We start from the raw sequence: 24,173 nt of genomic DNA on the forward strand, positions 1-24,173 counted from the left end.
TTTTATAATATGCGCTTTTTCTATGTAACAATAGTCACTTAGAAGTATAATTTTATTAGTTAATTTTATAATAAATTAATATATTATGAAAACAACAATTAAAGTACAAAATTTAAAATGTGGTGGTTGTGCAAACACAATAACTTCAAAACTATCTGAAATAAAAAACATTTCAAACCTGAATATAGATGTACAGAATGATATAGTATCCTTTAATTATATTAATGAAGAAGATCTGTTTTATGTTAAAGACAAGCTTAAAAAATTAGGATATCCTTCTATAGAAGATGAAAATAATTTTACTTCTAAAGCTAAATCTTTTGTAAGTTGTGCAACAGGTAAATTTGTAAAATAAATATGAAACATTTTTTTAAATTAGTTTTTATTTTATTGCTTTTTTTTAATTGTAATAACTCAAAAAAAGCAAACCCGATAACAACAGAAAAGAGTAAAAAAGAAAGTGTTTTAGTTAGTTTGGCAATTACAGAACAAGGATTGGAATATGCCTTTGCAACTCAAGCAGTTTTGGGTAAAAATCTAATGGAAGCCATTAATAAAAAAGGAACTTTAGGTGCTTTGTCATTTTGTAGCCAAAGAGCATATCCATTAACAGACAGCATGGCTGTAAGGTATAATGCAACCATAAAACGAGTTTCGGACAAACCCAGAAATCCTAAAAACCAAGCAAATGCCAAAGAGTTAGGATATATTAACATGTTTAAAAACGCTACAAAAAATAATGAAGAAATTAAGCCAATTGTAAACCAATTAAACCATAAAGTACAGGTATATTATCCTATTACAACAAATGCTATGTGTTTGCAATGTCATGGCAAACCCAATACGCAAATTAATACACTAACACTTAATAAATTAAAGGACTTATATCCAAATGATAAAGCCACAGGTTATTCTATAAACGAAGTTAGAGGCCTTTGGAATATCACTTTTAAGGACTAATAAAAAATATTTTAAATGAGTAAATTTTTAGAGTTAATACAACAAGAAAAACCAGTTTTAATAGACTTTTTTGCAACTTGGTGTGGACCATGTAAAACCTTAGCACCAATTTTAGATGCTGTAAAAGATGCTTTAGGAGACAATATTGCAATTTATAAGATTGATGTTGATAAAAACCAAGCTTTAGCATTAAAATATAAAGTTAAAGGTGTACCAACAATGCTATTATTTAAAAACGGCAAACAAGTTTGGAGACAATCTGGTGTGTTACAACAAGACGAATTAATTACAATTATTAACTCACATTAAAATGATAGACTTAAACGAAACATTTTGGGACAATAGGTATCAGTCTAAAGATATTGGATGGGATTTAGGAGTAGTTTCTCCTCCTTTAAAATCCTATTTCGATCAGCTATCAAATAAAAATTTAAAAATATTAATTCCTGGAGGTGGCAATAGTTACGAGGCAGAATACCTTCATTTAAACGGTTTTAAAAATGTATTTGTAGTAGATTTATCTAAAACAGCGCTTCAAAACATAAAAAGTAGAGTGCCTACATTTCCTTCAGCACAACTTATCCAAAAAGACTTTTTTAATCTAGAAATGAGTTTCGATTTAATTATTGAGCAAACCTTTTTTTGTGCGATTAATCCTGATTTAAGATCAGATTATGTAAAGCAGGCTTCTAAAATATTAAGAAAAAAGGGGAAGGTTATTGGCTTACTTTTTAATGTTCCATTAAACACAGATAAACCACCATTTGGAGGCAACAAACAGGAATATTTAAAGCTATTTCAACCGTTTTTTAAAATTAATATTATGGAACAAGCTACTAATTCTCACCCTTCAAGAATAGGAAAAGAGTTGTTTTTTAAGGTGTCTAAAAATTAAATTTAATTTCCTTTAATACGTATCCACAATTCTGAAAGTAATTGCTTTGCATCTCTTTTGTTTTTAGGAGCTTCTGTAAATACCACTGTTCCTGTGTCATCAACTTTTATGTCGTATTTAAACACAAAATGTTCAGATTTTGGTGCTAAACTTAATAACCCAAAACGTAAATCGTTAAAATATAGCTTGTCTTCTTTTTTGGAAATAATATACCAACCTTCAGAAATTTTAATCATGCGTTTTACTGTAGCCTCTTCAGCTAAACTACCTAATAAATTATGATTTTTTGGGTACGTTTCAAAAGTGATGGCTTGCGAATCAAAAAACGAATAATTACTTAATAAGTAAGCGTCTTCAGTTTCTATATTAGCACTCCAAAGTATGGTGTTTAAAGGCGAAGGTCTGGTATCTAATTGTAAATACTCTATATTTTGGATTTTTAATGCAGTTTGAAATTGATTATAAGCTAACCCTTTTAAAATAAATGTGAATAATAAATAACAAGAGCTTACTATAAGTCCCAATTTATTATAAAATTTTCGTTTTTTTGATGTTCTTTTTTGCAGCATCGTAACTATTAAACACACTAATAAAGGCAATGTATATAAAGGATCTATAACAAAAATGGTTTTAAATGCTAATCGTAAATCAAATGGCCAAAATAGTTGAGTTCCCCAAGTGGTATGCGCATCTAAAAGCGAATGTGTAAAAAACGACCAGAAAAAAAGCCAAGACCAACTTTTAATATTTTTATAGGATTCATATCTAGTGACTAGCCAACCAAATAGAGGAGAAAAAAGTACAGCAAACACAATAGAGTGTGTAAATCCACGATGAATTGACAAGGCAGTAGCTGTATCTGTAATGTAAGAAACAAATATATCTAAATCTGGTATTGTGCCAGCAATTGCACCATAAAGCATTGCTTTATTGCCAATTTTTTTACCTAAAACAGCTTCTCCAACAGCTGCACCTAATACTATTTGTGTGAGTGAATCCATAGTGTTTTACAAAAGTAATTAGAGTGCGTTAAAAGAACTGGTTTTTTACTGATAAATGTCATTTTTTTAAGTATTTAAAAATCATATTTTTGCGCAATAACCTAATCTGAAAACTATGTTACTACAAAATATGTACTTGTATAATTGGAATAATGGCGTAATAATGATAGCAATTTTTGCTCTAGTTTGCATTACGTTAGTTGGAATACTTATTAATTTTATGATGAGTGGCAAAAAAAAAGACGATAATACCGAATTATAACACATTTGTAACCTAGGTTACACTAATAAGCCAATAAGCTAAGTATCTTTACATCTTAAAATTATTAAGAATGAATTTTATTTATGAGACTTGGCCTTGGTACGTTGCAGGACCATTAATAGCGTTAATTATGTTTACCCTTATAAAAATGGGTAAAAAGTTTGGCATGTCATCCAATCTGCGAACCTTATGTAGTATTGGTGGTGCAGGTAAATTCGCCGATTTTTTTAAATTCGATTGGCGCAAAGACCAATGGAATTTATGGGTTGTAATTGGTGTGATTTTAGGAGGTTATGTAGCTTTAAACTGGCTTTCTCCTCAAGCTCCACAAGTGCATGAAGATGTTGTGGTAAAACTACAAGAATTAGGCATTACAAGTACAAACTCCTCATTTTTACCTACAGAACTTTTTAGTGTAGAAAGTTTACTAACACTTAAAGGATTTTTAGTACTATTAATTGGTGGTTTTTTGGTAGGTTTTGGAGCTCGTTATGCTGGTGGTTGTACTTCCGGACATGCAATTTCTGGGATAAGTAACCTACAAATACCATCTTTAATTGCTGTTGTTGGCTTCTTTATTGGAGGTTTAGTAATGATTCACATAATATTTCCAATACTTTTTTAAACTGAAATAAGTTTCAGTTATATCTAAATTTTAAAATATAGGTTAATTTCTAGAAGAATTTAATCTTCAAAAAAATATAATTTACAAATGAAAAATATAATATCATTTTTAGCCATTGGATTCCTTTTAGGTGTTCTTTTTATTAAATCGGAAGTTGCTTCATGGTTTAGAATTTACGAAATGTTTCAATTTAAAAGCTTTCACATGTATGGTATAATTGGATCTGCTATAGTATTAGGAATTATAATTGTTAAATATTTAAAATATACCGAAGCTAAAACATTTAAAGGCTCTGCAATTACAATTAAACCAAAGGAGAAAGGGTTTCCTCGTTATCTTATTGGAGGTGTTATTTTTGGTTTGGGTTGGGCATTAGCTGGTGCTTGTCCTGGTCCAATGTTTGTGTTATTAGGTACAGGTTTTGTGAGTATTCTACTTTTAATTTTTGGAGCATTACTAGGTACTTTTGTCTATGGAATTTTAAAGAATAAATTACCTCATTAAAAAGAATTTTACCACTTTTTTCTGTAACATTTTTTAAGATTGGACGTCTTATAAGTATCAATCATCAAAATCAAAATGTTATGAAACAAGACAAAAATTTATTAGTATTAACCCATTTAAGTCAGTTAATATATCTATTTGTAGGTTTTGGGAGTTTATTACTTCCGTTAGTACTTTGGATAAGTCAAAAGGATAGAATTTACCAAATGGATGCTCATGGCAAGAGTATTGTTAATTTTCAACTTAGTTTATTAGTGTATTGCATACTGTGTGTTCCTTTAATTCTATTATTCGGATTAGGTTTATTAGGTTTTCTGGTATTAGCAGTTGTTGGATTAATTTTTCCAATTATTAATGCAATAAAAGTTAATAATGGTGAAACACCAAAATACCCTTTATCTTTTAATTTTATTAGTTAGTGAATCTCCTGTAAAAAGGAAGGTTTTTGTTTAATTACAAAAACTTTAGAGGTAAAGAAAAAAACGCAACTCAATGAGTTGCGTTTTTTGGTTTTAAGAGTAAATTAAATTTATTGTCTTATAAATTCTAAGTCCGAAAAATTTGTTAATAGTAATACATTGCCATCTTGAGAGAATTGGTAAGTTGTTGTTATCTCTTCATTGTTATCTTTTGTAATAGTTAAAATAGAAGTATTTAAACTCCAATTAAAAGGAATGGCATTGGATATAATTCCATCTTCAGTACTTTGTTCTTCAGTAATCATTCCGTTGGTATTGTCTCCTAAAAAATGAAGTTTATATTCAAAATTGGTATCTACATTATAATCACTACGTAACCATTCTCCAACAATTGAAGTTTCTGCAGTATTTGCGGAATCGTCATCATTGTTACAAGCAAATTGTGACGAAAAAATAATAACTAAAAATAAAATTTTAATTGCGTTTTTCATGACCTATGGATTAATTATTTAAGTGATTTTAAGGCTTTATAATTATTAAGGGACACATTAAAAACACTTATTTATATTTCAAAAGTAGTAAAATTCTACAAACTCAATATAAAGGAAGTAATAAGTTTATGTTAATTACAGAATATAAATAAAAAAGCAACTCATTGAGTTGCTCTTTTATTACAATTTAGGATTTATAATAGAATTTTTTTTGAGTCTTAAATTAAAGTGTATTAACCATTAAGCATTACAGGCATAACAAGCATTGTCACATGTTCACCTTCATCTAAACCATCTATTGGTGTTAAAATTCCTGCTCTGTTTGGCATACTCATTTCTAATTGTACTTCGCTAGAGGTTAAGTTGTTTAACATCTCTGTTAAAAAACGAGAATTAAACCCAATTTGCATATCGTCGCCTTGATAATCACAAGTTAAACGCTCTTCAGCTTTATTAGAGTAATCAATATCTTCTGCAGAGATATTTAATTCTGCTCCAGCAATTTTTAAACGAATTTGATGTGTCGTTTTATTAGAGAATATACTAACACGACGCACAGAATTTAAAAACTGTGTTCTGTCTATAGTTAATTTATTTGGGTTCTCCTTTGGTATTACAGCTTCGTAATTAGGATATTTACCATCTATTAAACGACAAATTAATACTGTATTCTCAAAAGTGAATTTTGCGTTAGAGTCATTGTATTCTATAGTAACATCCTCGTCGCTTGCTGCTAAAATTCCTTTTAATAAGGTTAAAGGTTTTTTAGGCATAATAAACTCAGCCACTTGGCTAGCGCTTACATCTTCGCGAGTATATTTTACAAGCTTGTGCGCATCTGTAGCAACAAATGTTAAATTATCTTGCGAAAACTGAAAAAACACACCACTCATTACTGGACGTAAATCATCGTTTCCTGCAGCAAAAATAGTTTTGCTAATTGCAGTAGCTAAAATATCTCCAGAAATTGTTGTTGCGCTTGGGTCTTCCAGTTCTACAGCTTTAGGAAACTCCTTACCATCTGCATAAGCGACTGCATATTTACCATGGTTTGAGCTAATTTCTACTGTATTATTATCTTCAACTATAAACGTTAAAGGCTGCTCTGGGAATGTTTTTAAGGTATCTAATAATAAACGTGCAGGTATGGCTACGCTTCCGTCTTCATCACTTTCAATATCTAATGTTGCAGACATAGTAGTTTCTAAATCACTAGCAGATACTGTTAATTTAGAGTTGCTAATTTCGAATAAAAAATTATCTAAAATTGGCAATGTATTGGAGCTGTTAATTACGCCTCCTAATACCTGTAACTGTTTAAGTAAATATGTGCTTGATACTATAAATTTCATCTTTTTGGTTCAATTAATTTCTATTACAAATATATCTTATCCTACTTAATCTAAGAAACAAACTTATTAACAACGTTTTCCTTCAAATAAAACTATAATTAAAGTGGTTTGGCGTACTTTTTCTTTCTGAAATAATTAAAGAAAACACCAAACAAACCTAATAAAACTAAAGGAATTGCAATATTTATAAGTTGCCACTTTGTTTTTTGAGCGTTTACTTTTTCAGGATCTAAAAAGGCAACTGCAATGTCTTTGCTTCTAATGTTTATAAGTCCATCGTCGTCTAAGAGGTAATTTACTGCATTTAGCAAAAATTCTTTATTACCATAGGTTTGTCCATTCCATTTGTCAAATCCTAATTCTTGTGGTCCATTTCTGCCAATTTCGTTTTTTATTACATCTCCATCTGCAATTACAATCATTTTAGTTAAACGACTTTTATCTTTTGTGTTTTCTAGTTTAAAGGGTTTGATCCTATTGTTATAAACCGATGTAAATTCACCTTCTAACAAAACTGCTAAATTTTGATTGCCTTTGGTGTAGTTTCTTGGGTCTGGCTCAATTTGAGTCATTTCTAAATCCACAATTTGTGGTGTACCATCTACTCGCGAGAGGATTGAACTTTGCAGTAGCACTGTTTTGTTAACAGCGTTTTTAAGGGTGTCTATTTGGTTAGCAAAATCAAATTTCACTAAATTTAGATTATTAGTTATTGGATGCGTATTTTCTGTATTTACCAATGGTGAATAAAACCAAGGTAATTGTGTAAATTGTGCTTGGCTACCATCTCCTGTAGCTAAAGCAATTGGAGCAGAGTAGAGGTCGTTAACTAATACAGGATTTATTCGTACACCATATTTAAAGAAAAAATCGGTTAAATTTAAATCTCTTGCAATTGCAACATTTTTACCTTCGTTATTCATTAAACTATCTTTTTCAATAGCAACTTTATCTAGCAACCACAGGCTTTTTCCACCATTCATTGTAAATTGGTCTAAAGTAAATTTTTCGTTTTCAGTAAAGGCTTTTGTTGGTTTTGCCGAAATTATTAAATCGAAATCCTGTAAGGCTTTTGCTGTTTTTGTGGGATTATTTGCAACGCTATCTAAAGTAAAAGGCACAATAAAATAGTAGTCTTTTAGTGTTTTTACAAAATCGACTATATACTTATCGTCTAATTGGTCGTTACCTTTTAAAATGGCAATTTTTCTACGTTTAGGATTCACTAATTTGCTAAACCCATCTGCAAAGGCATATTCTAAGTGTTGTACAGAAGTGGTAACTAGCTCTTGTTGCGTGGCTCCAATTTTATTCCTAATTAATGGGATTTTTACGGTTTGGTTGTTATAACTAGCCAACGCCCAAGGGAAAATAACTGCTTGTGATGATTTTCCGCTTTCATTTACAGTCATTTGCATTGGTGTTAAACCACGATTACTTAAATTTTTAATGTTTTGTGTTCTTAGTTTTTCATTTTCAATTGGATTTACAAAATTGAATTTGATGTTACTATTTATTGCTGAAAATTCTTCGAGCAGTTGTTTGGTTTCATTTTTTAACCGACGGAATTCTGCAGGAAAATCGTCGCCTTCCAAAAACACATCAACTAGTAAAGGAGATTTTACACTTTTTATAATGTTTTCTGCGGAAGCATTAATGGTATAACGACGGTCTGATGTTAAGTCAAAACGTTTGTATAATGAATTGGCTATAAAATTAAGAACCAAAACACCTAAAACGACACCAATTATGAGCTTCCATTGCTTAGTTTCATTATTTATTTTAAACGTTGTAAGTGTAATAAAAAGCGCTGTAATACTTAAAAAGTAGATAATATCTCGTGTATCTAAAACACCACGACTCATACTTTTATAATGCGAATTCATGCCCAATTGCTCCACAAGAGGAGCTGTAAAATCTGCGAGACCTTCAAAACCAATATAAAACAAAAAACTAAGGAAAACAGCACTAATAAAAGCGACTATTTGATTGTCGGACAATGTAGAAGAAAACACACCAATTGCAGTATAAGCAGCTACTAAAAAGAGCAATCCAAAGTAGGATCCAAGTGTACTGCCAACGTCTAAGTTACCTTGTGGATTACCTAATTGGTTTACAGTATAAACATAAAGCAAAGTTGGTATGAGCGCTAAAATTATTAATATAAAAGCACCAAAATATTTACCTAAGACCAGTTGTAGTTTGCTAATGGGTTTAGTAAGTAAAAGCTCTAAAGTACCTTGCTTTTTCTCATCACTAAAACTACGCATAGTAACAGCAGGAATAAGGAAAATTAAAATCCAAGGCGCTAATAAAAAGAACGACGATAAATCTGCAAAACCATTATTTAGTATATTAAAATCGCCTTTAAAAAGCCATAAAAACAAACCATTTAATAATAAAAATATAGCAATGACTAAGTAGCCAATTGGTGAGGCAAAAAATAAGGTGATTTCTTTTTTTAGGATGGCTAGCATTTATATAAATTTAAAAAGTATTTATTTAAGTATTTAATGTTAAAAGTTTATAACCAAATTAGTGTAATTTGCTTACTGTAGCGAAGCAACTTTATCCACACTCCAAGCTTCAGGTTTTGCATTAAACAATGGCTTTGTGTTTGCCCAAACGCCTTTAAATAATTCGGAATGTCTGTAAGCATTTAAATCGGTTTCACTGTTCCAATAGCTATACGTAAAAAATTGGTTTGTATTGTGTTTGTCTCTATACAATTCAAGAAACTGGCAACCTTCAAAATTACGAATACGCTGTTTTACAGTTTCAAAATTAGTTAAAAAGGTATCAATGTGCTCTTCAGCAAAACTCATTTTTACAATACGTACAAACATCCTGTATTATTTTAATTTTTCACTATTCACTATTCACTATTCACTATTAATCATTCATCATTCGTAATTCATCATTCGTCATTCGTCAATCGTAATTCACTATTCACTATTACACAAAATTAACAGTAACAGTGTCTCTAAGTTTTAATCCCATTAACTCGTTAGCACCTCCAAGATTGTTGGTATTCCCTTTATAAATGGCTATTTCTAAACAATTACAAGAGTTAAACACCACTAAACCACGACCTTCGTCATTTCTATTACCTTCTGGAGTATCAAAATTTACAATATCACTATATTTGGTATAGATCTTTTTAAACTTATGGTTGCGTGCAGAAATTTCGAAAGCACGCCCTTTTTGTAGGTCTTCAAAAAACTTTTTTCTAATATTGGTTACTACATTTCCAAAGTTATCCACATAAATAATACTACCAATAATTTGGGTTTTTTCTTCATTTACATAAGGCACAATGTTTTTTAGTGGCTTAATATTGGTTATAGGTTTTCCAATAACCTCTAAAGTGCCACCACGTGCAAGGTGTGCTGCAACTTTTACAAACACATCTAAGACAGGGAAATTAGTTTCAATTCTATCGTGTATGTTGATTTCTACAATTTTTTCTGGAACGATTTCAGCACAAATCATGCTCATAATTCCATTATTAGCACAAATAAAATAATGGTCGTCTAACTTTACTGCAATATGTTTATTTTCTTTACTTAATTCAGAATCTATTCCAATAATATGAATGGTTCCTTTAGGAAAACTACTATAGCCATTTTGGATAATATATGCCGCTTCTGGAATATTAAATGGCGATACAGAATGTGAGATATCAACAATTTTAACGTCAGGCAATTCACTGTAAATAGCGCCTTTAGTTGCGCCAGCAAAGTGATCTTTCTCACCAAAGTCAGTCGTTAAAGTGATTATTGCCATAAATTATTGTTGATATTTTTTTAACCCAACTCAGCTTAAAATTGCGTAAGTTTGTTTAGTTAGCATTTGTGAAAACAAAACTAATAAATTAGACCTAATTACTATAATTAAAATGAAGCGCTTTTGAACGAATTAATCCTAGAACTTGAAGAAATCACTCCAAAAGAATTTTTTGGAGCACAAAATGCTAATATTGAACTCCTTAAAAAACACTTTCCCAAACTTAAAATAGTAGCCAGAGGCAACAAAATTAAAGCCTATGGCGACGAAGATTTATTAGAAGAATTTGATCGCAGATTACACATGCTAATGGAACATTTTGGAAAATATAATAAGCTAGACGAAAATGGTATTGAGCGTGTATTAACTAGCCAAAGTAAAGCCGATTATTCTACAAGTAAAGAAAGTGGAGAGGTTATAGTACATGGCGTTAACGGTAAACTCATAAAAGCACAAACAGCAAACCAACGTAAGTTTGTAGAGCTTATGCGTAAAAACGATATGGTGTTTGCCATTGGACCAGCAGGAACAGGGAAAACTTATACAGGAGTTGCTCTAGCAGTACAAGCACTAAAAAATAAAGAAGTTAAGCGTATAATTTTAACGCGTCCTGCTGTGGAGGCTGGCGAGAATTTAGGTTTTTTGCCTGGCGATTTAAAAGAAAAATTAGATCCATACATGCAACCTTTATATGATGCATTACGCGATATGATTGCTCCAGAAAAACTTTCACAATACATAGAAAACGGAACCATACAAATTGCACCTCTAGCTTTTATGCGTGGTCGTACGTTAGATAATGCGTTTGTTATTTTAGACGAAGGTCAAAACACCACTCACGCACAAATGAAAATGTTTTTAACCAGAATGGGAAAAAACGCTAAGTTTTTATTAACAGGAGATCCAGGACAAATAGATTTACCTCGTCGTACCATTTCTGGTTTAAAAGAAGCCTTATTAATTTTAAAAAATACAGAAGGTGTTGGTATGATTTTCTTAGACGATAAAGATGTCATTAGGCATAAACTGGTTAAAAAAATTATTGCTGCGTATAGAAGTATTGAAAATAGAGAGTAGGTTAGTGAGTAGTGAGTAGTGAGTAGTGAGTAGTGAGTAGTGAGATAAGAATAAGCTGCATCAAAAAGTAAATAAAATAATTACTAAATTATCTAATGAGTAGTAACACAATAACAGACACCAATTTCAACTTTCCAAACCAAAAAAGTGTTTATAAAGGAAAAGTAAGAGCCGTTTACAATATAAACGATGAACAGTTGGTAATGATTGCAACAGATAGACTAAGTGCTTTTGATGTGGTAATGCCAAAGGGAATACCATATAAAGGTCAAATCTTAAACCAGATAGCTACGAGTATGATGAAAGCTACTGAAGATATAGTGCCTAATTGGTTAACTGCAACTCCAGATCCAAACGTAGCAGTTGGTCATTTATGTGAACCTTTTAAAGTAGAAATGGTAATAAGAGGTTACCTTTCTGGTCATGCAGCAAGAGAATATAATGCTGGAAAACGTACACTCTGTGGTGTTGCAATGCCTGAAGGGATGAAAGAAAACGACAAGTTTCCAAACCCAATAATTACACCTGCTACCAAAGCAGAAATGGGAGATCACGACGAAGATATCTCTAGAGAAGACATCCTGAAAAAAGGAATTGTTAGCGAAGAAGATTATCTAGTTTTAGAAGATTACACACAAAAACTCTTTAAACGCGGAACAGAAATAGCAGCTTCTCGTGGATTAATTTTAGTAGATACTAAATATGAATTTGGTAAAACTAAAGACGGAAAAATTGTTTTAATAGATGAAATCCATACTCCAGATTCTTCGCGCTATTTTTATGCTGAAGGCTATCAGGATCGACAAGATAAAGGCGAAACACAAAAACAATTGTCTAAAGAGTTTGTGAGACAATGGTTAATTGCTAACAATTTTCAAGGACTCGAAGGTCAAACTGTTCCAGAAATGAGTGATGAGTACATTACAACAGTTTCTGAGCGTTATATAGAACTGTACGAGAATATTATGGGAGAACCATTTGTTAAAGCAGAGGTGTCAAATATCCACAAACGTATTGAAACAAATGTTTTAGAGTATTTAAAATAGACTTATTTTTCAGAATAATACAAGGTGCCATCTTGGTTGGCATAGCAAAATAATTTCCCGTTATCATCAAATAATTTAATAAGATGAAACCCTTCTTTTTTATAATTTTTACGTTCTAAATAAGGTAACATTGTAAATTTTGCTTCAATTAAAACAGGGTTTTTAAAGGCAAAAGCATAAAGGCCATACTTATTGTCCTTTTTTAATATGTAACCATTAAAAGCACCATAATAAATTTGGTCATAAATTGCAGGAATGGTAACAGTATTATCTCTACCTTTTTTTACACCAAGTTTGCCGTTTTCTATAAACACATACGAAAACGATTGGTTTAGCTTTTTAACACCATATTCTAGGCGTTGTACTTTTTTTGCCAATACGTAACCAAAGCGTTTAATGTCTATTTTGGTTATTTTTAAGGCAATACTGTCGTTTAAATTTAAAGCAACTTCATTGTTCTTATCGTCATCAAAATTTGGGACTTCCATCACATCATTATAATCGTCGCTGTAGTAGTCTTTTCGTTCTTTTAAAGTGACTAATTTATCAGATTTTAAAACGACTTCCTTTTTATCATTATAAGAAAAATACAGTTTATGTCCTTGGCCTTTTTCATCTTTATAGGTAAACGCTTTTTCGTTGTAATCTACATTTTCATGGTATTTTAAGTAAGTGGTATTTGTAAAATACGTTGTCGTCACTTTTTTTAATGTTTTATTATAAAGAGAGAGAGTAAATTCATTTTTAGAATTCATGGCAGTAATTAAAAACTCATTACTAGTATCATCATCATTTATAATTGTTGTGGTATTAAAATCTTTAAATTCTCCATCAAAAACAGGTTTGCCTTCGTCTGTATATAATGTGCTGGTTTGTATGTAATGACTTCCCCATTTGTCCTTTTTATTGGAGTAAGTATATTTCATGGCATGAATAACTTCATTATCAAAATAGTAATCATTATAAGTTTTATCTTTTAAAATAATCTTATCATTAGTTATAAATGAAGACAAATTGGTAGAGTCGTTTATAATCTTATAACCAACTAAATAGCTGTAATTTTTATCTTTATTAAAGCTGAATGTGGTTGCCAACTGCAAAATATCAAATTGAGGGTTTACTACTAATTTTCCTTCATAATTGGCAACTCCAAATTGATCTCCAACACGATAAGGTACAAACACATCTTGTGCATAGAGATTAGAAACAAGCAAAATTATAATTATAGTGAGTAAGCGTATATTCATGTTAGTTAGGTTAAAATTGTTTTATTTTTAACAAATAGTATTCCATTTTAAAAACAAACCGTTTTATAAACCTACTTTGTTTTCAATAAATTCTGCACTACGTCTTAAAAAACGAGGTGCATTTAAGCGATAGCCAACATACAAACTAGCATAACTTTTATCGTTTACCACGCTAATTTGTTTGCTTTTATCTGTTGCATTTGAGTCGAAATTAAATCGTGCTCCAGCACTTATGGTATTTGAGGTGTAGCCAAATTGTAAACTCAAATCTAATCCTCTAGTTAAATAGGTGTTGTTATTGGATTGGTTTGCAGATTTATCTTTAGAAAATCGTAAACCAATAGTTGGTGATAGCGAGCCAGAGGCAAACCAATGCTCTTTAAAACACCAAGTATAATAGTAAGCTGGTGAGAGAGCAATATCAAAATTGTTTTCTATAGTTTTTTCTCCAAAAGTAGTATTACTTAAACGGTTAAACCCATAATCTAAGCTAGGCACAAAACTACCAGAACTCCTTTGTTGCCAAGCATTAAGATGTAATAAATGTTTTAACGAAAAGTTTTGGTTTAAAACATAAGATGTAGAACCTCTCCAATTTGTTGATTTTAAATTAGGAAATTGAGCAGCAATAGTTGTAACTTCTTCTTGGTAAAATCCTTGTGTTTTTCGGTATTCAAAACTTTGAATCCATTGGTTTATAAATAGGTTTAATTGGATAGTCTTAAATTTAGAATTGATGTTAGAGTCTCTTCTACTTGGTGAGAATCCAAATTTTAAACCGAAAAACTTATAATTAGCAGCAAGCTCAACTCTGTAGTTATTATTAGCATCTACGATTATGGACTCTTCATTATTATCGTAAACTAACAAAGATTCCGATTGACTGTTAATATTTGATTTTAAAATTAATTTATCAGAAAATGATATAGGCTCTTGCGAATGTATTGCTGTAATACATAATAAAGTAAATAATAGAATAGTAATTCTCATTGGCCTTTGTTTCAGCTCTAAATTAATAGATATGCTGTAAAGATAATAGTTATATTTAGAGTCTAAAAGCTTGTATTTATATGTATGATAAAATAAATGGATTTGTTGAAAGTTTTGCTTCTTTTGTTTGGGGTTTACCATTATTAATTCTGCTCATTGGAGGAGGATTGTTTTTAATACTATACTCTAGGTTTTTACCCTTTCGTTATTTAGGTCATGCCATACAAGTATTACGAGGTAAGTACGATAATAAAGAGGATGATGGCGAAATCAGCCATTTTCAGGCCTTAACAACAGCATTGTCTTCAACCATTGGAATGGGAAATATTGCTGGAGTTGCAGTCGCCATTTCAATTGGTGGACCAGGAGCAGTGTTTTGGATGTGGATAAGCGCTATTATTGGTATGTCAACAAAATTTTTCACCTCTAGTTTAGCCATTATGTACAGAGGTAAAGACAGCGAAGGTAAAACACAAGGAGGTCCAATGTATTTTATTACTGAAGGTTTAGGCCAACATTGGAAACCGTTAGCCGTATTTTTTAGTTTATGCGGACTAATTGGCGCTTTACCAGTGTTTAATGTCAATCAGCTTACGCAAGCCATTAACGATATTGTTTTAAAACCTAATGGAGTAGTAGTTAATTTTACATCAAATTTAATTATAGGAATTGTTTTAGTTAGCATAACATCTATAGTAATTTTAGGTGGATTAAATAGAATTAGCAAAGTAGCCTCTAAACTAGTACCAAGTATGGTGTTGCTCTATTTTGTGTTAATACTTATCATATTATTTGCTAATGCGGAAGCAGTGCCAACCTATTTTAAGCTTATTTTTACAGATGCCTTTGTTGCTAATAACTACACAGGAGATTCTTTTTTAGGAGGTCTTGTTGGAGGACTAATTGTTCTTGGTGTTCGTCGTGGTGCATTTAGTAACGAAGCAGGAATTGGAACAGCACCTTTAGCACATGGAGCAGCAAAAACAAATGAGCCTATTCGCGAAGGTTTAGTGGCTATGTTAGGTCCTGCAATAGACACTTTAATAGTGTGTACATTAACCGCTTTAGCAATTTTAGTAACAGGAGTTTGGCAAACTACAGATGCCAATGGTGTCACTTTAACAGCCAATGCTTTTGGTAGCGCAATGCCTATTTATGGTAGATATTTATTGCTATTATGTATAGTGGTGTTTAGCGTGTCTTCCTTGTTTTCTTATGCCTATTATGGCGGAAAATGTTTATCATTTTTAATTGGAGATAAACACAAACATTACTATAATTATTTCTATATTTTAAGTATTATTTTGGGAGCAACAACCTCGTTGGCATTAATGATTAATCTAATAGATGGTGTATTTGCACTTATGGCAATTCCTACTATGACAGCAACTTTATTATTGGCTCCTAAAGTTTTAAAAGAAGCAAAAGCATATTTTAAAAAGTTAAAGAGTTAAATATTAATTTTCAGTTAGAATAAAGACGAAAACTATTACTTTTTACTTTATTAGATATTTTTTAAATTTAGAAAATTTACTAACACTGAACACCGAACACCGAACACTGAACACTGAACACTGAACACCGAACACTGAACACTGAACACCGAACACTGAACACTGAACACCGAACACTGAACACTGAACACCGAACACTGAACACTGAACACCGAACACTGAAACTGCAAACTGATATTATGAGCAACTACCACATAAAACACCTAGAAGAATACTACCAAGTCTATAGAAAATCTATTAGAGAGCCAGAAAGTTTCTGGGAAGAAATCGCCGAAGAGCATTTCCTATGGCGAAAAAAATGGGATAACGTTCTCGATTGGGATTTCAACAAGCCAGAAGTAAAGTGGTTTCAAGGTGCAAAATTAAATATAACCGAAAACTGCATAGACAGGCATTTAGCAACACGAGGTGATAAAACAGCTATTCTTTTCGAGCCAAACGACCCAAAAGAAGGAGCAGAGCACATTACATACAAACAATTGCATCATCGTGTTAACCAATTTGCTAATGTATTAAAAGCGCAAGGCGTAAAAAAAGGAGACAGAGTTTGTATTTATGTACCTATGATTCCGGAATTAGCAATTTCGGTATTAGCATGTGCTCGAATTGGAGCCATACATTCGGTGGTTTTTGCTGGGTTTTCAGCGAAAGCGTTATCGACAAGAATTAACGATTGTGATTGTAAAATGGTAATTACTGCAGATGGTTCGTATCGTGGTGCAAAAACTATTGATTTAAAAGGTATTGTGGACGAGGCTCTAGAAAGCTGTCCAGATGTAAAAACGGTTTTAGTCGCAAAGCGAATTAATTCCGAAGTAAAAATGAAAGAAGGAAGAGACAAATGGTTACAACCTTTATTAGATACAGCTTCAAACCAATGCAAAGCAGAAGTAATGGATGCCGAAGATCCTCTTTTCATTTTATACACTTCAGGTTCTACAGGCAAGCCAAAAGGCATGGTACACACTACAGCTGGTTATATGGTATATTCTGCATATACGTTTAAAAATGCGTTTCAGTATAAAGAAAACGATGTGTATTGGTGTACAGCAGATATTGGTTGGATAACAGGTCACAGTTATATTGTGTATGGTCCATTAGCAAATGGCGCAACAACTGTAATGTTCGAAGGTGTACCAAGTTATCCAGATTTTGGACGTTTTTGGGATATAGTTGAAAAACATAAAGTCAATCAATTTTATACAGCTCCAACAGCTATTCGCGCGTTAGCAAAACAAGGTGTGGAGTTAGTGGAAAAATATGATTTGTCCTCACTTAAAGTTTTAGGAAGCGTCGGCGAACCTATTAATGAAGAAGCTTGGCATTGGTATAACGATAATATAGGAAAAGGTAAAAGTCCAATAATAGACTCCTGGTGGCAAACCGAAACAGGAGGCATTATGATTACTCCAATCCCTTACGTTACTCCAACAAAACCAACTTATGCGACTTTACCATTTATTGGTGTTCAGCCAGCTTTAATGGATGAAAATGGAGACGAATTAAAAGGCAATCAAGTAGAAGGAAGGCTATGTATAAAATTCCCTTGGCCAAGTATAGCGCGTACTATTTGGGGAAATCACCAACGTTATAAAGAGACTTATTTTTCTACTTTTAAAAACATGTATTTTACAGGTGATGGTGCTTTGCGAGACGAAGTAGGTTATTATCGTATTACTGGTAGAGTGGACGATGTCATTATCGTTTCTGGTCATAATTTGGGTACAGCTCCAATTGAAGATGCTATTAACGAGCATCCAGCAATTGCAGAATCTGCAATTGTAGGCTTTCCACACGATATAAAAGGAAGCGCTTTGTATGGTTACATCACTTTAAAAGATGCTGGAGAAAGTAGAAATCACGATAATCTTCGTAAAGAAATTAATCAATTAATTTCAGATAAAATTGGACCCATAGCCAAACTAAATAAAATTCAATTTACAGAAGGTTTACCAAAAACACGTAGCGGAAAAATTATGCGTCGCATACTTCGTAAAATTGCCGAAAAAGACACCAGTAATTTAGGAGATATCAGCACACTATTAAATCCAGAATGTGTGCAAGATATTATGGATAATGCATTGTGATTCCTACAAAAATAGGACTTCTAATTAATTACTGTTAATACTAATCACCTTGTGTTTATTTTTAAGCAAACTTTCAGAATGTGCAACATTTGATATTTTTAATACACTATGAGTTTTATAAAGGTACTTTTTATGCATTATACGTTTAATAGCGTACCTTTATCAAAATAAATAATCACAACATGGCAAAATCTAAAGACGCTAAAAAGAATGTTAAAAAAGAAGCACTTTTAACACCCAAAGAAAAGAAAGCACAAAAAATTGCCAAAAAAAATAAACGCGCATAATGGATCTTAGACTAGCAGTGTTAATAGATGGAGATAATATACCATCGGCTTACGTAAAGGAAATGATGGAGGAAATTGCCAAATATGGTAATCCTACCATTAAACGTATTTATGGCGATTGGACTAAGCCACATTTAAATAAATGGAAAAACGTTTTATTAGAAAATGCAATTACGCCAATTCAGCAATATGCCTACACAGTTGGTAAAAATGCAACCGATTCTGCTATGATTATCGATGCTATGGATATTTTATATTCTGGCAAAGCAGATGGCTTTTGTATAGTGTCTAGCGATAGTGATTTTACACGCTTAGCAACCCGTTTACGCGAAGCAGGCATGAAGGTGTATGGCATTGGCGAAAAGAAAACACCAAACCCTTTTATAGTGGCTTGCGACAAGTTTATTTACATAGAAATTCTAAAAAAAGATTCTAAAAAGGAAGACAGCACAAGTTCGGAAACCACTACAGAATCTAAAAATAGTATCGATAAAATTACCCAAAAAGACATTCAGTTTATATCCAATACCATTTCCGATTTGGCCGATGATGATGGTTGGGCATTCCTTGGTGACGTTGGGAGTTTACTACAAAAAAAGCAACCTAATTTCGATTCTAGAAACTTCGGTTTCGATAAATTAACTCCTTTAATCGATTCTATTAAAAAATTCGAAATAGAAAAAAGAGACAGTAACAATGGTCGTTTTAAACTCGTATTTGTTAAAATTAAAGAGCCTAAAAAGAAAACCTCTAAAAAACGCTAATACAGGTCTGTAATTTTAATATGCTGTTGGCTTTTATTTTATGAAAAACATTAGAGATTACATTGAAGAAACAATTTCAGTTAACGATGCAGATTGGGAGTTGTTTTCGTCTAAACTCATACAAAGAGAATTTAAAAAAAAGGATAAGCTCATTAAGGTAGGCGAAGTAGAAAATTACATCTCTTTTATACAATCTGGTATTGCACGCTTTCTTATTCCAAAGGAGGACAACGAAAAAGACATTACGTTTGGCTTTTGTTTCGAAAACGAATTTATAAGTGCCTACGATTCTTTTTTAACCAAAACACCTTCATTATATCAAATCGAAGCACTTACTAATATGACAATCTGGAGCATTTCTTATACAGATTTGCAAGAGGTGTACCAAAAAAGTTTTGTAGGTAACGTTATTGGTCGTCTCTCTACAGAACGTTTATTTCTTATAAAGTCTAAACGCGAGCAATCCCTTTTAAACCATAATGCAGAAGAGCGTTACCTAAAGCTATTTACAGAACGACCAAACTTAATAAAGGAAATTCCGTTAAAATACATCGCCTCATATATTGGTGTAACAGCACAAGCATTAAGTAGGATTAGAAAACGCATTTCTTAACTCAGGTTCATTTTAATAACCAAACCGTATTCAGACCTTTGTAATTAAAGCAAAGACTATGAAAATACTACTATTAATTATAATCCTTTGGTACACAGGTTTATTCTTCCAAACCTTCTTTTTACATCGTTACGCAGCACACCAAACCTTTACAATGTCTAAATTTACAGAGCGCGTATGTTTTGTATTAACTTGGATATTTCAAGGCTCAAATTACTTAAGCGCTTATGGTTATGGCGTTATGCACAGAATGCACCATGCGTATGCAGATACCGAAAACGATCCACACTCACCAAAATACGATACCAATGTATTTACTATGATGTGGCGCACAAAAAACATCTATCAAGATATAAACAAAAAACGAATAGCAGTAGCCAGTAAGTTTACCAAAAACGTACCACAATGGAAAACCTTCGATGCCATAGCAAGCTCCAGAATTTCCAGACTAGCTTGGGCAGCATTATATACCTTGTTTTTTATTGCATTTGCGACCGCTTGGTGGCAATGGTTACTATTGCCAGTAGCCTTTTTTATGGCACCAATACATGGTGTAATCATTAACTGGTTTGCACATATTTATGGCTACCGAAATTTTAAAGTTAGCGACACCTCAAAAAACTTACTCCCATTCGATTTTTTAATGCTAGGCGAAGGTTACCACAATAATCACCATTCGCATAGTGGTCGCGCCAATTTTGGAGTACGTTGGTTCGAGGTAGATATTACCTATTGCATCATGTTTGTGTTAGATAAGCTTCATATTATTAAACTTAAAAAAACAGCAAGCTAAAGCCAATTTAAAAGCGTAATAATTTAAAAAATAAATTTAAGTATTTGGGCATTACACTTTTCCGCAAAGGCTCCAAAGTGTCGTGCTTTCCACTATATCTTTTGCGAAAAAGCAAAAGGATGCCGCTGCAATCACTAATGCAAAAGCCACCAAAAAAGGTGGTTTTTTTTAGCAATCTTAACAAGCCTTTAGCAGAGTTTGGCAATCACAATCCGTATCTTTAAACACACAAAAAAACATAAATAAAACGATGACAGTAAACGCATACGCAGCAAAGGAAGCAGGAGCAGAATTAGAACAATTTCAATACGAATTACCAGAAATTGGCAACGAGCAAGTAGATATAAAAGTTGAGTATTGTGGCTTGTGCCACAGCGATTTAAGTATGATTAATAACGATTGGGGAAATTCTCAATTCCCATTAGTTCCTGGTCACGAAATCGTAGGCGAAGTCACAGACTTAGGTAAAGAAGTAAAAGGCTTAAAAGTAGGCGATAAAGTAGGAATGGGATGGTACAGCGCATCCTGTATGCATTGTAACCAATGTATGGATGGTAAACAACATTTATGTGGCGATGCAGAAGGCACAATAGTTGGTCGTCATGGAGGTTTTGCCAATAAAGTAAGAGGACATTGGTCTTGGGTAACAAAATTACCAAAAGGTATTGATATGGCTAAAGCTGGACCGTTATTTTGTGGTGGAATTACAGTTTTTAATCCCATTGTACTCTCTGGAGTGCAACCCACAGATAAAGTAGGTGTTATTGGTATTGGAGGACTAGGTCATATGGCATTAAAATTCTTAAAAGCTTGGGGCTGTGAGGTCACAGCATTTACCTCTAGTAAAGACAAAACCGAAGCACTTAAAAAAATGGGAGCACATAATGTTGTGGATTCTACTAATAATGATGCATTAAAAGCCATTGAAGGTACCTTAGATTTTATATTAAACACTACCAATGTTAAATTAGATTGGAATGCCTTTTTAACCACCTTAGCTCCACAAGGAAAACTACACACTGTAGGAGCCGTTTTAGAACCAATGGAAATCCCAGCATTTAGTATGATTGCAGGAGAAAAATCGGTTGGAGGAAGTCCGTTAGGTAGTATTGCCTTAACGCGTAAAATGTTAGAATTTTGTGTACGTCATGATATTTATCCAACAGTAGAAGAGTTTCAACTAAACGCTGTAAACGATGCCATACAACACATGCACGATGGTAAAGCACGATTTAGAATTGTGTTAAAAGCGTAATTATTAATTTCAAAACACACAGCTTCCACAACGTCACTTCGAGTGATTTGTGAAGCATGAACAAATAGTATCGAGAAGCGATAAGCTAAAGAGTTCTCGATACAGTTCTCCCAAGGTCGAACCACTCGAACTGACGTGATGTGTTTACTCAAAAATTGAAAAACCAATATATCACACTTTGCTTCCGTTTCGTCACTTCGAGTGATTTGTGAAGTACGAACAAATAGTATCGAGAAGCCATAAACAGAAGTTCTCGATACAGTTCTCCTAAAATCGAACCACTCGAACTGACGTGATGTGCTAACTCATAAATTTAAAAACCAATATTTCACACTTTGCTTCAGTTTCGTCACTTCGAGTGATTTGTGAAGCATGAACAAATAGTATCGAGAAGCCATAAACAGAAGTTCTCGATACAGTTCTCCTAAAATCGAACCACTCGAACTGACGTGATGTGCTAACTCATAAATTTAAAAACCAATATATCACACTTTGCTTCCGTTTCGTCACTTCGAGTGATTTGTGAAGCATGAACAAATAGTATCGAGAAGCCATAAACAGAAGTTCTCGATACACTTCACCCAAGGTCGAACCACTCGAACTGACGCGATGTGCTTACTCAAAAATTAAAAAACCAATATATCACACTTTGCTTCCGCAACGTCACTTCGAGTGATTTGTGAAGCATGAACAAATAGTATCGAGAAGCCATGAGCTAAAGAGTTCTCGATACACTTCTCCTAAAGTCGAACCACTCGAACTGACGCGATGTGCTTACTCATAAATTTAAAAACCAATATATCACAATTTGCTTCCGCAACGTCACTTCGAGTGCTGCTGAGGTACGAAGCAGTGTATCGAGAAGCAAATTATTTTTTTGTTTTAAAGTGTTATAAAAATACTAATTTCGCAGCATGATGCTTTCCGAAACCATATCATCAACTCACCAACCAAAACGCCTTGCAGTAAAACTAACTGCAAAAGGCGAACATTATGTGCAACAAGGTCATCCTTGGGTGTTTTCAGATAGTATAGTAAAAATTAATAACGATGCGCAAACAGGAGATTTGGCCATTATTTTCGGCAAGCGAAAAAATGCTATGATTGGCATTGGATTGTACGATGCCAATTCGCCAATCCGAATAAAAATTATTTATAACGCTACAGCTTCAGTAGTAGTAGATGCAGCGTTTTTTAAACAGAAAATAAAAACTGCCTACGCTAAACGCTTTCCATTACTACAAACAAACACCAATAGTTACCGACTCCTTTTTGGTGAAAACGATGGTTTTCCTTCTTTTATAGCAGATGTGTATGCAGACGTTTTAGTCGTAAAATTATATTCCGAAATCTGGTTATCTTATTTAAAACCCATTCTAGAAGCGCTAATCGAAGTTTCAAAATGTAAAACAGTGGTTATGCGTTTAAGTCGTGGATTGCAGCAATCTAAAACCCATCAATTAAACGATGGCGACGTCGTTTTTGGCACTTTAGAAAACGAGGTTGTTCAATTTGTGGAACATGGAGTCAACTTTTCGGCAAACGTTATAAAAGGACATAAAACAGGTTACTTTTTAGACCATCGCGAGAATAGGCGACAAGTAGGTTTGTGGAGTAAAGGCAAAACAGTTTTAGATGTGTTTTCGTATGCTGGCGGATTTTCGGTACATGCATTAGCCAATGGAGCCACAGAAGTTACCAGTTTAGATATAAGCGCACAAGCCTTAGACATTGCCAAACAAAATGGCAAATTAAACACGTATTCTGGCACACATAAAACTATTGCAGACGATGCTTTTAAAGCCTTAAAACAATTAATAAAAAACAATACCACGTTCGATGTTGTGGTAATCGATCCACCAAGTTTTGCCAAGCAACAAACCGAAATAGAATTAGCTAAAAAAAAGTACGCACAATTAGCACAGTTAGGCGAGCAACTTACAGCTAAAAACGGATTATTAGTCTTAGCATCGTGTTCTAGCAGAGTTACAGCACAAGCGTTTTACGATATTAATACCAACACCTTAACAGCAAGTGACAGACGCTTTAAAACCATTAAAACCACGCAACACGACACAGACCATCCTATTGGTTTCCCAGAAGGTGCCTATTTAAAATGTGGTTATTATAGGTTGGATTAATACTTTATGGCATTGCGAACGCTGTGAAACTATCTTTTTTTTTAATTATAATATTTCTTACATT

General features: G+C 32.8%; 25 protein-coding genes. 17 read left to right on the forward strand and 8 right to left on the reverse strand.

From position 1 onward, the window contains the following. Positions 1-85 precede the first annotated feature (85 nt). From ACVC5O_RS09575 to ACVC5O_RS09590, 4 genes are read left to right on the forward strand one after another with little or no spacing between them, the layout of a single operon-like run. Entirely contained in the window at positions 86-355 is a 270-nt protein-coding gene (locus ACVC5O_RS09575; protein WP_452221258.1) for a heavy-metal-associated domain-containing protein, read from the forward strand. Between the two features lie 2 nt (positions 356-357). Further along, a complete protein-coding gene (locus ACVC5O_RS09580; RefSeq protein WP_452221259.1) occupies positions 358-960 on the forward strand; it encodes a Tll0287-like domain-containing protein in 603 nt (200 codons plus the stop codon). A 15-nt stretch (positions 961-975) separates the two neighbouring features. Further along, the gene (trxA, locus tag ACVC5O_RS09585; protein ID WP_452221260.1) at positions 976-1,269 is read left to right on the forward strand and encodes a thioredoxin; all 294 of its coding nucleotides are present in this window, start codon (positions 976-978) and stop codon (positions 1,267-1,269) included. A 4-nt stretch (positions 1,270-1,273) separates the two neighbouring features. Then, positions 1,274-1,855 carry a methyltransferase domain-containing protein gene (locus ACVC5O_RS09590; RefSeq protein ID WP_452221330.1) on the forward strand — a complete coding sequence of 194 codons (582 nt, stop codon included), beginning with the start codon at positions 1,274-1,276 and terminating at the stop codon, positions 1,853-1,855. 2 nt (positions 1,856-1,857) lie between these two features. Here the strand turns inward: ACVC5O_RS09590 and ACVC5O_RS09595 are convergent, their stop codons facing one another. Continuing rightward, a complete protein-coding gene (locus ACVC5O_RS09595) occupies positions 1,858-2,856 on the reverse strand; it encodes a metal-dependent hydrolase (protein ID WP_452221261.1) in 999 nt (332 codons plus the stop codon). Positions 2,857-2,971: 115 nt separating this feature from the next. Here ACVC5O_RS09595 and ACVC5O_RS09600 point away from each other — a divergent pair, with 115 nt between their 5' ends. The 4 genes from ACVC5O_RS09600 (at position 2,972) to ACVC5O_RS09615 (ending at position 4,666) form a co-directional block, all read left to right on the forward strand. Next, positions 2,972-3,118, forward strand: a complete 147-nt coding sequence (locus ACVC5O_RS09600) for a hypothetical protein (protein ID WP_452221262.1) — start codon at positions 2,972-2,974, stop codon at positions 3,116-3,118. A 70-nt stretch (positions 3,119-3,188) separates the two neighbouring features. Then, on the forward strand, positions 3,189-3,743 hold the full coding sequence (locus ACVC5O_RS09605; protein WP_452221263.1) for a YeeE/YedE family protein: 555 nt from the start codon (positions 3,189-3,191) through the stop codon (positions 3,741-3,743). 87 nt (positions 3,744-3,830) lie between these two features. Continuing rightward, complete coding sequence (locus tag ACVC5O_RS09610) at positions 3,831-4,247, forward strand: DUF6691 family protein (protein WP_452221264.1); 417 nt, start codon at positions 3,831-3,833, stop codon at positions 4,245-4,247. A gap of 80 nt (positions 4,248-4,327) precedes the next feature. Then, the gene (locus ACVC5O_RS09615) at positions 4,328-4,666 is read left to right on the forward strand and encodes a DUF4870 domain-containing protein (protein WP_452221265.1); all 339 of its coding nucleotides are present in this window, start codon (positions 4,328-4,330) and stop codon (positions 4,664-4,666) included. Between the two features lie 110 nt (positions 4,667-4,776). Here the strand turns inward: ACVC5O_RS09615 and ACVC5O_RS09620 are convergent, their stop codons facing one another. From ACVC5O_RS09620 to ACVC5O_RS09640, 5 genes are all read right to left on the reverse strand, one after another. Further along, positions 4,777-5,157, reverse strand: a complete 381-nt coding sequence (locus ACVC5O_RS09620) for a hypothetical protein (protein ID WP_452221266.1) — start codon at positions 5,155-5,157, stop codon at positions 4,777-4,779. 233 nt (positions 5,158-5,390) lie between these two features. Further along, positions 5,391-6,509, reverse strand: coding sequence for a DNA polymerase III subunit beta (gene dnaN, locus ACVC5O_RS09625; protein WP_452221267.1), 1,119 nt, complete (start codon positions 6,507-6,509; stop codon positions 5,391-5,393). A 98-nt stretch (positions 6,510-6,607) separates the two neighbouring features. Continuing rightward, positions 6,608-8,986: a gliding motility-associated ABC transporter substrate-binding protein GldG gene (gene gldG, locus ACVC5O_RS09630; RefSeq protein WP_452221268.1), complete on the reverse strand. Its 2,379-nt coding sequence runs from the start codon at positions 8,984-8,986 to the stop codon at positions 6,608-6,610. 72 nt (positions 8,987-9,058) lie between these two features. Next, positions 9,059-9,355 carry a putative quinol monooxygenase gene (locus ACVC5O_RS09635; protein WP_452221269.1) on the reverse strand — a complete coding sequence of 99 codons (297 nt, stop codon included), beginning with the start codon at positions 9,353-9,355 and terminating at the stop codon, positions 9,059-9,061. A 109-nt stretch (positions 9,356-9,464) separates the two neighbouring features. Next, on the reverse strand, positions 9,465-10,295 hold the full coding sequence (locus ACVC5O_RS09640) for an SAM hydrolase/SAM-dependent halogenase family protein (protein ID WP_452221270.1): 831 nt from the start codon (positions 10,293-10,295) through the stop codon (positions 9,465-9,467). A 123-nt stretch (positions 10,296-10,418) separates the two neighbouring features. Here ACVC5O_RS09640 and ACVC5O_RS09645 point away from each other — a divergent pair, with 123 nt between their 5' ends. Both ACVC5O_RS09645 and ACVC5O_RS09650 read left to right on the forward strand, forming a co-directional pair. Continuing rightward, complete coding sequence (locus tag ACVC5O_RS09645; RefSeq protein ID WP_452221271.1) at positions 10,419-11,372, forward strand: PhoH family protein; 954 nt, start codon at positions 10,419-10,421, stop codon at positions 11,370-11,372. Between the two features lie 95 nt (positions 11,373-11,467). Continuing rightward, positions 11,468-12,418, forward strand: a complete 951-nt coding sequence (locus ACVC5O_RS09650; protein ID WP_452221272.1) for a phosphoribosylaminoimidazolesuccinocarboxamide synthase — start codon at positions 11,468-11,470, stop codon at positions 12,416-12,418. 2 nt (positions 12,419-12,420) lie between these two features. Here ACVC5O_RS09650 and ACVC5O_RS09655 read toward each other — a convergent pair whose 3' ends face one another. Beyond that, positions 12,421-13,665 (reverse strand): hypothetical protein, encoded by a 1,245-nt coding sequence (locus tag ACVC5O_RS09655; RefSeq protein ID WP_452221273.1) that lies wholly within the window; start codon positions 13,663-13,665, stop codon positions 12,421-12,423. Between the two features lie 63 nt (positions 13,666-13,728). Continuing rightward, positions 13,729-14,655 carry a DUF4421 family protein gene (locus ACVC5O_RS09660; RefSeq protein ID WP_452221274.1) on the reverse strand — a complete coding sequence of 309 codons (927 nt, stop codon included), beginning with the start codon at positions 14,653-14,655 and terminating at the stop codon, positions 13,729-13,731. A gap of 80 nt (positions 14,656-14,735) precedes the next feature. On the opposite strand from ACVC5O_RS09660, the gene ACVC5O_RS09665 reads away from it, so the two are divergent. The 7 genes from ACVC5O_RS09665 (at position 14,736) to ACVC5O_RS09695 (ending at position 24,109) form a co-directional block, all read left to right on the forward strand. Further along, entirely contained in the window at positions 14,736-16,109 is a 1,374-nt protein-coding gene (locus tag ACVC5O_RS09665; RefSeq protein ID WP_452221275.1) for an alanine/glycine:cation symporter family protein, read from the forward strand. A gap of 197 nt (positions 16,110-16,306) precedes the next feature. Beyond that, complete coding sequence (gene acs, locus ACVC5O_RS09670; protein WP_452221331.1) at positions 16,307-18,256, forward strand: acetate--CoA ligase; 1,950 nt, start codon at positions 16,307-16,309, stop codon at positions 18,254-18,256. A 286-nt stretch (positions 18,257-18,542) separates the two neighbouring features. Then, positions 18,543-19,307 carry an NYN domain-containing protein gene (locus ACVC5O_RS09675; RefSeq protein WP_452221276.1) on the forward strand — a complete coding sequence of 255 codons (765 nt, stop codon included), beginning with the start codon at positions 18,543-18,545 and terminating at the stop codon, positions 19,305-19,307. Between the two features lie 40 nt (positions 19,308-19,347). Further along, complete coding sequence (locus tag ACVC5O_RS09680; protein ID WP_452221277.1) at positions 19,348-19,920, forward strand: Crp/Fnr family transcriptional regulator; 573 nt, start codon at positions 19,348-19,350, stop codon at positions 19,918-19,920. A gap of 58 nt (positions 19,921-19,978) precedes the next feature. Beyond that, a complete protein-coding gene (locus tag ACVC5O_RS09685) occupies positions 19,979-20,713 on the forward strand; it encodes an acyl-CoA desaturase (RefSeq protein WP_452221278.1) in 735 nt (244 codons plus the stop codon). A gap of 250 nt (positions 20,714-20,963) precedes the next feature. Further along, positions 20,964-21,968: an NADPH-dependent aldehyde reductase Ahr gene (ahr, locus tag ACVC5O_RS09690; RefSeq protein WP_452221279.1), complete on the forward strand. Its 1,005-nt coding sequence runs from the start codon at positions 20,964-20,966 to the stop codon at positions 21,966-21,968. 914 nt (positions 21,969-22,882) lie between these two features. Beyond that, the gene (locus ACVC5O_RS09695) at positions 22,883-24,109 is read left to right on the forward strand and encodes a class I SAM-dependent rRNA methyltransferase (RefSeq protein ID WP_452221280.1); all 1,227 of its coding nucleotides are present in this window, start codon (positions 22,883-22,885) and stop codon (positions 24,107-24,109) included. Positions 24,110-24,173: the final 64 nt, after the last annotated feature.

This window comes from Lacinutrix salivirga (assembly GCF_053604675.1).

What these genes read in the sequence shown, in the direction of transcription:
- ACVC5O_RS09695 (WP_452221280.1), top strand. Translation starts at nt 22,883, where the DNA reads ATGATGCTTTCCGAAACCATATCATCAACTCACCAACCAAAACGCCTT.
- trxA (WP_452221260.1), top strand. Translation starts at nt 976, where the DNA reads ATGAGTAAATTTTTAGAGTTAATACAACAAGAAAAACCAGTTTTAATA.
- ACVC5O_RS09665 (WP_452221275.1), top strand. Translation starts at nt 14,736, where the DNA reads ATGTATGATAAAATAAATGGATTTGTTGAAAGTTTTGCTTCTTTTGTT.
- ACVC5O_RS09640 (WP_452221270.1), bottom strand. Translation starts at nt 10,295, where the DNA reads ATGGCAATAATCACTTTAACGACTGACTTTGGTGAGAAAGATCACTTT.
- ACVC5O_RS09675 (WP_452221276.1), top strand. Translation starts at nt 18,543, where the DNA reads ATGGATCTTAGACTAGCAGTGTTAATAGATGGAGATAATATACCATCG.
- ACVC5O_RS09600 (WP_452221262.1), top strand. Translation starts at nt 2,972, where the DNA reads ATGTTACTACAAAATATGTACTTGTATAATTGGAATAATGGCGTAATA.
- ACVC5O_RS09635 (WP_452221269.1), bottom strand. Translation starts at nt 9,355, where the DNA reads ATGTTTGTACGTATTGTAAAAATGAGTTTTGCTGAAGAGCACATTGAT.
- ACVC5O_RS09610 (WP_452221264.1), top strand. Translation starts at nt 3,831, where the DNA reads ATGAAAAATATAATATCATTTTTAGCCATTGGATTCCTTTTAGGTGTT.
- ACVC5O_RS09660 (WP_452221274.1), bottom strand. Translation starts at nt 14,655, where the DNA reads ATGAGAATTACTATTCTATTATTTACTTTATTATGTATTACAGCAATA.
- gldG (WP_452221268.1), bottom strand. Translation starts at nt 8,986, where the DNA reads ATGCTAGCCATCCTAAAAAAAGAAATCACCTTATTTTTTGCCTCACCA.
- ACVC5O_RS09595 (WP_452221261.1), bottom strand. Translation starts at nt 2,856, where the DNA reads ATGGATTCACTCACACAAATAGTATTAGGTGCAGCTGTTGGAGAAGCT.
- ACVC5O_RS09580 (WP_452221259.1), top strand. Translation starts at nt 358, where the DNA reads ATGAAACATTTTTTTAAATTAGTTTTTATTTTATTGCTTTTTTTTAAT.
- ACVC5O_RS09650 (WP_452221272.1), top strand. Translation starts at nt 11,468, where the DNA reads ATGAGTAGTAACACAATAACAGACACCAATTTCAACTTTCCAAACCAA.
- dnaN (WP_452221267.1), bottom strand. Translation starts at nt 6,509, where the DNA reads ATGAAATTTATAGTATCAAGCACATATTTACTTAAACAGTTACAGGTA.
- ACVC5O_RS09605 (WP_452221263.1), top strand. Translation starts at nt 3,189, where the DNA reads ATGAATTTTATTTATGAGACTTGGCCTTGGTACGTTGCAGGACCATTA.
- ACVC5O_RS09685 (WP_452221278.1), top strand. Translation starts at nt 19,979, where the DNA reads ATGAAAATACTACTATTAATTATAATCCTTTGGTACACAGGTTTATTC.
- ACVC5O_RS09575 (WP_452221258.1), top strand. Translation starts at nt 86, where the DNA reads ATGAAAACAACAATTAAAGTACAAAATTTAAAATGTGGTGGTTGTGCA.
- ACVC5O_RS09620 (WP_452221266.1), bottom strand. Translation starts at nt 5,157, where the DNA reads ATGAAAAACGCAATTAAAATTTTATTTTTAGTTATTATTTTTTCGTCA.
- ahr (WP_452221279.1), top strand. Translation starts at nt 20,964, where the DNA reads ATGACAGTAAACGCATACGCAGCAAAGGAAGCAGGAGCAGAATTAGAA.
- ACVC5O_RS09680 (WP_452221277.1), top strand. Translation starts at nt 19,348, where the DNA reads ATGAAAAACATTAGAGATTACATTGAAGAAACAATTTCAGTTAACGAT.
- ACVC5O_RS09655 (WP_452221273.1), bottom strand. Translation starts at nt 13,665, where the DNA reads ATGAATATACGCTTACTCACTATAATTATAATTTTGCTTGTTTCTAAT.
- ACVC5O_RS09615 (WP_452221265.1), top strand. Translation starts at nt 4,328, where the DNA reads ATGAAACAAGACAAAAATTTATTAGTATTAACCCATTTAAGTCAGTTA.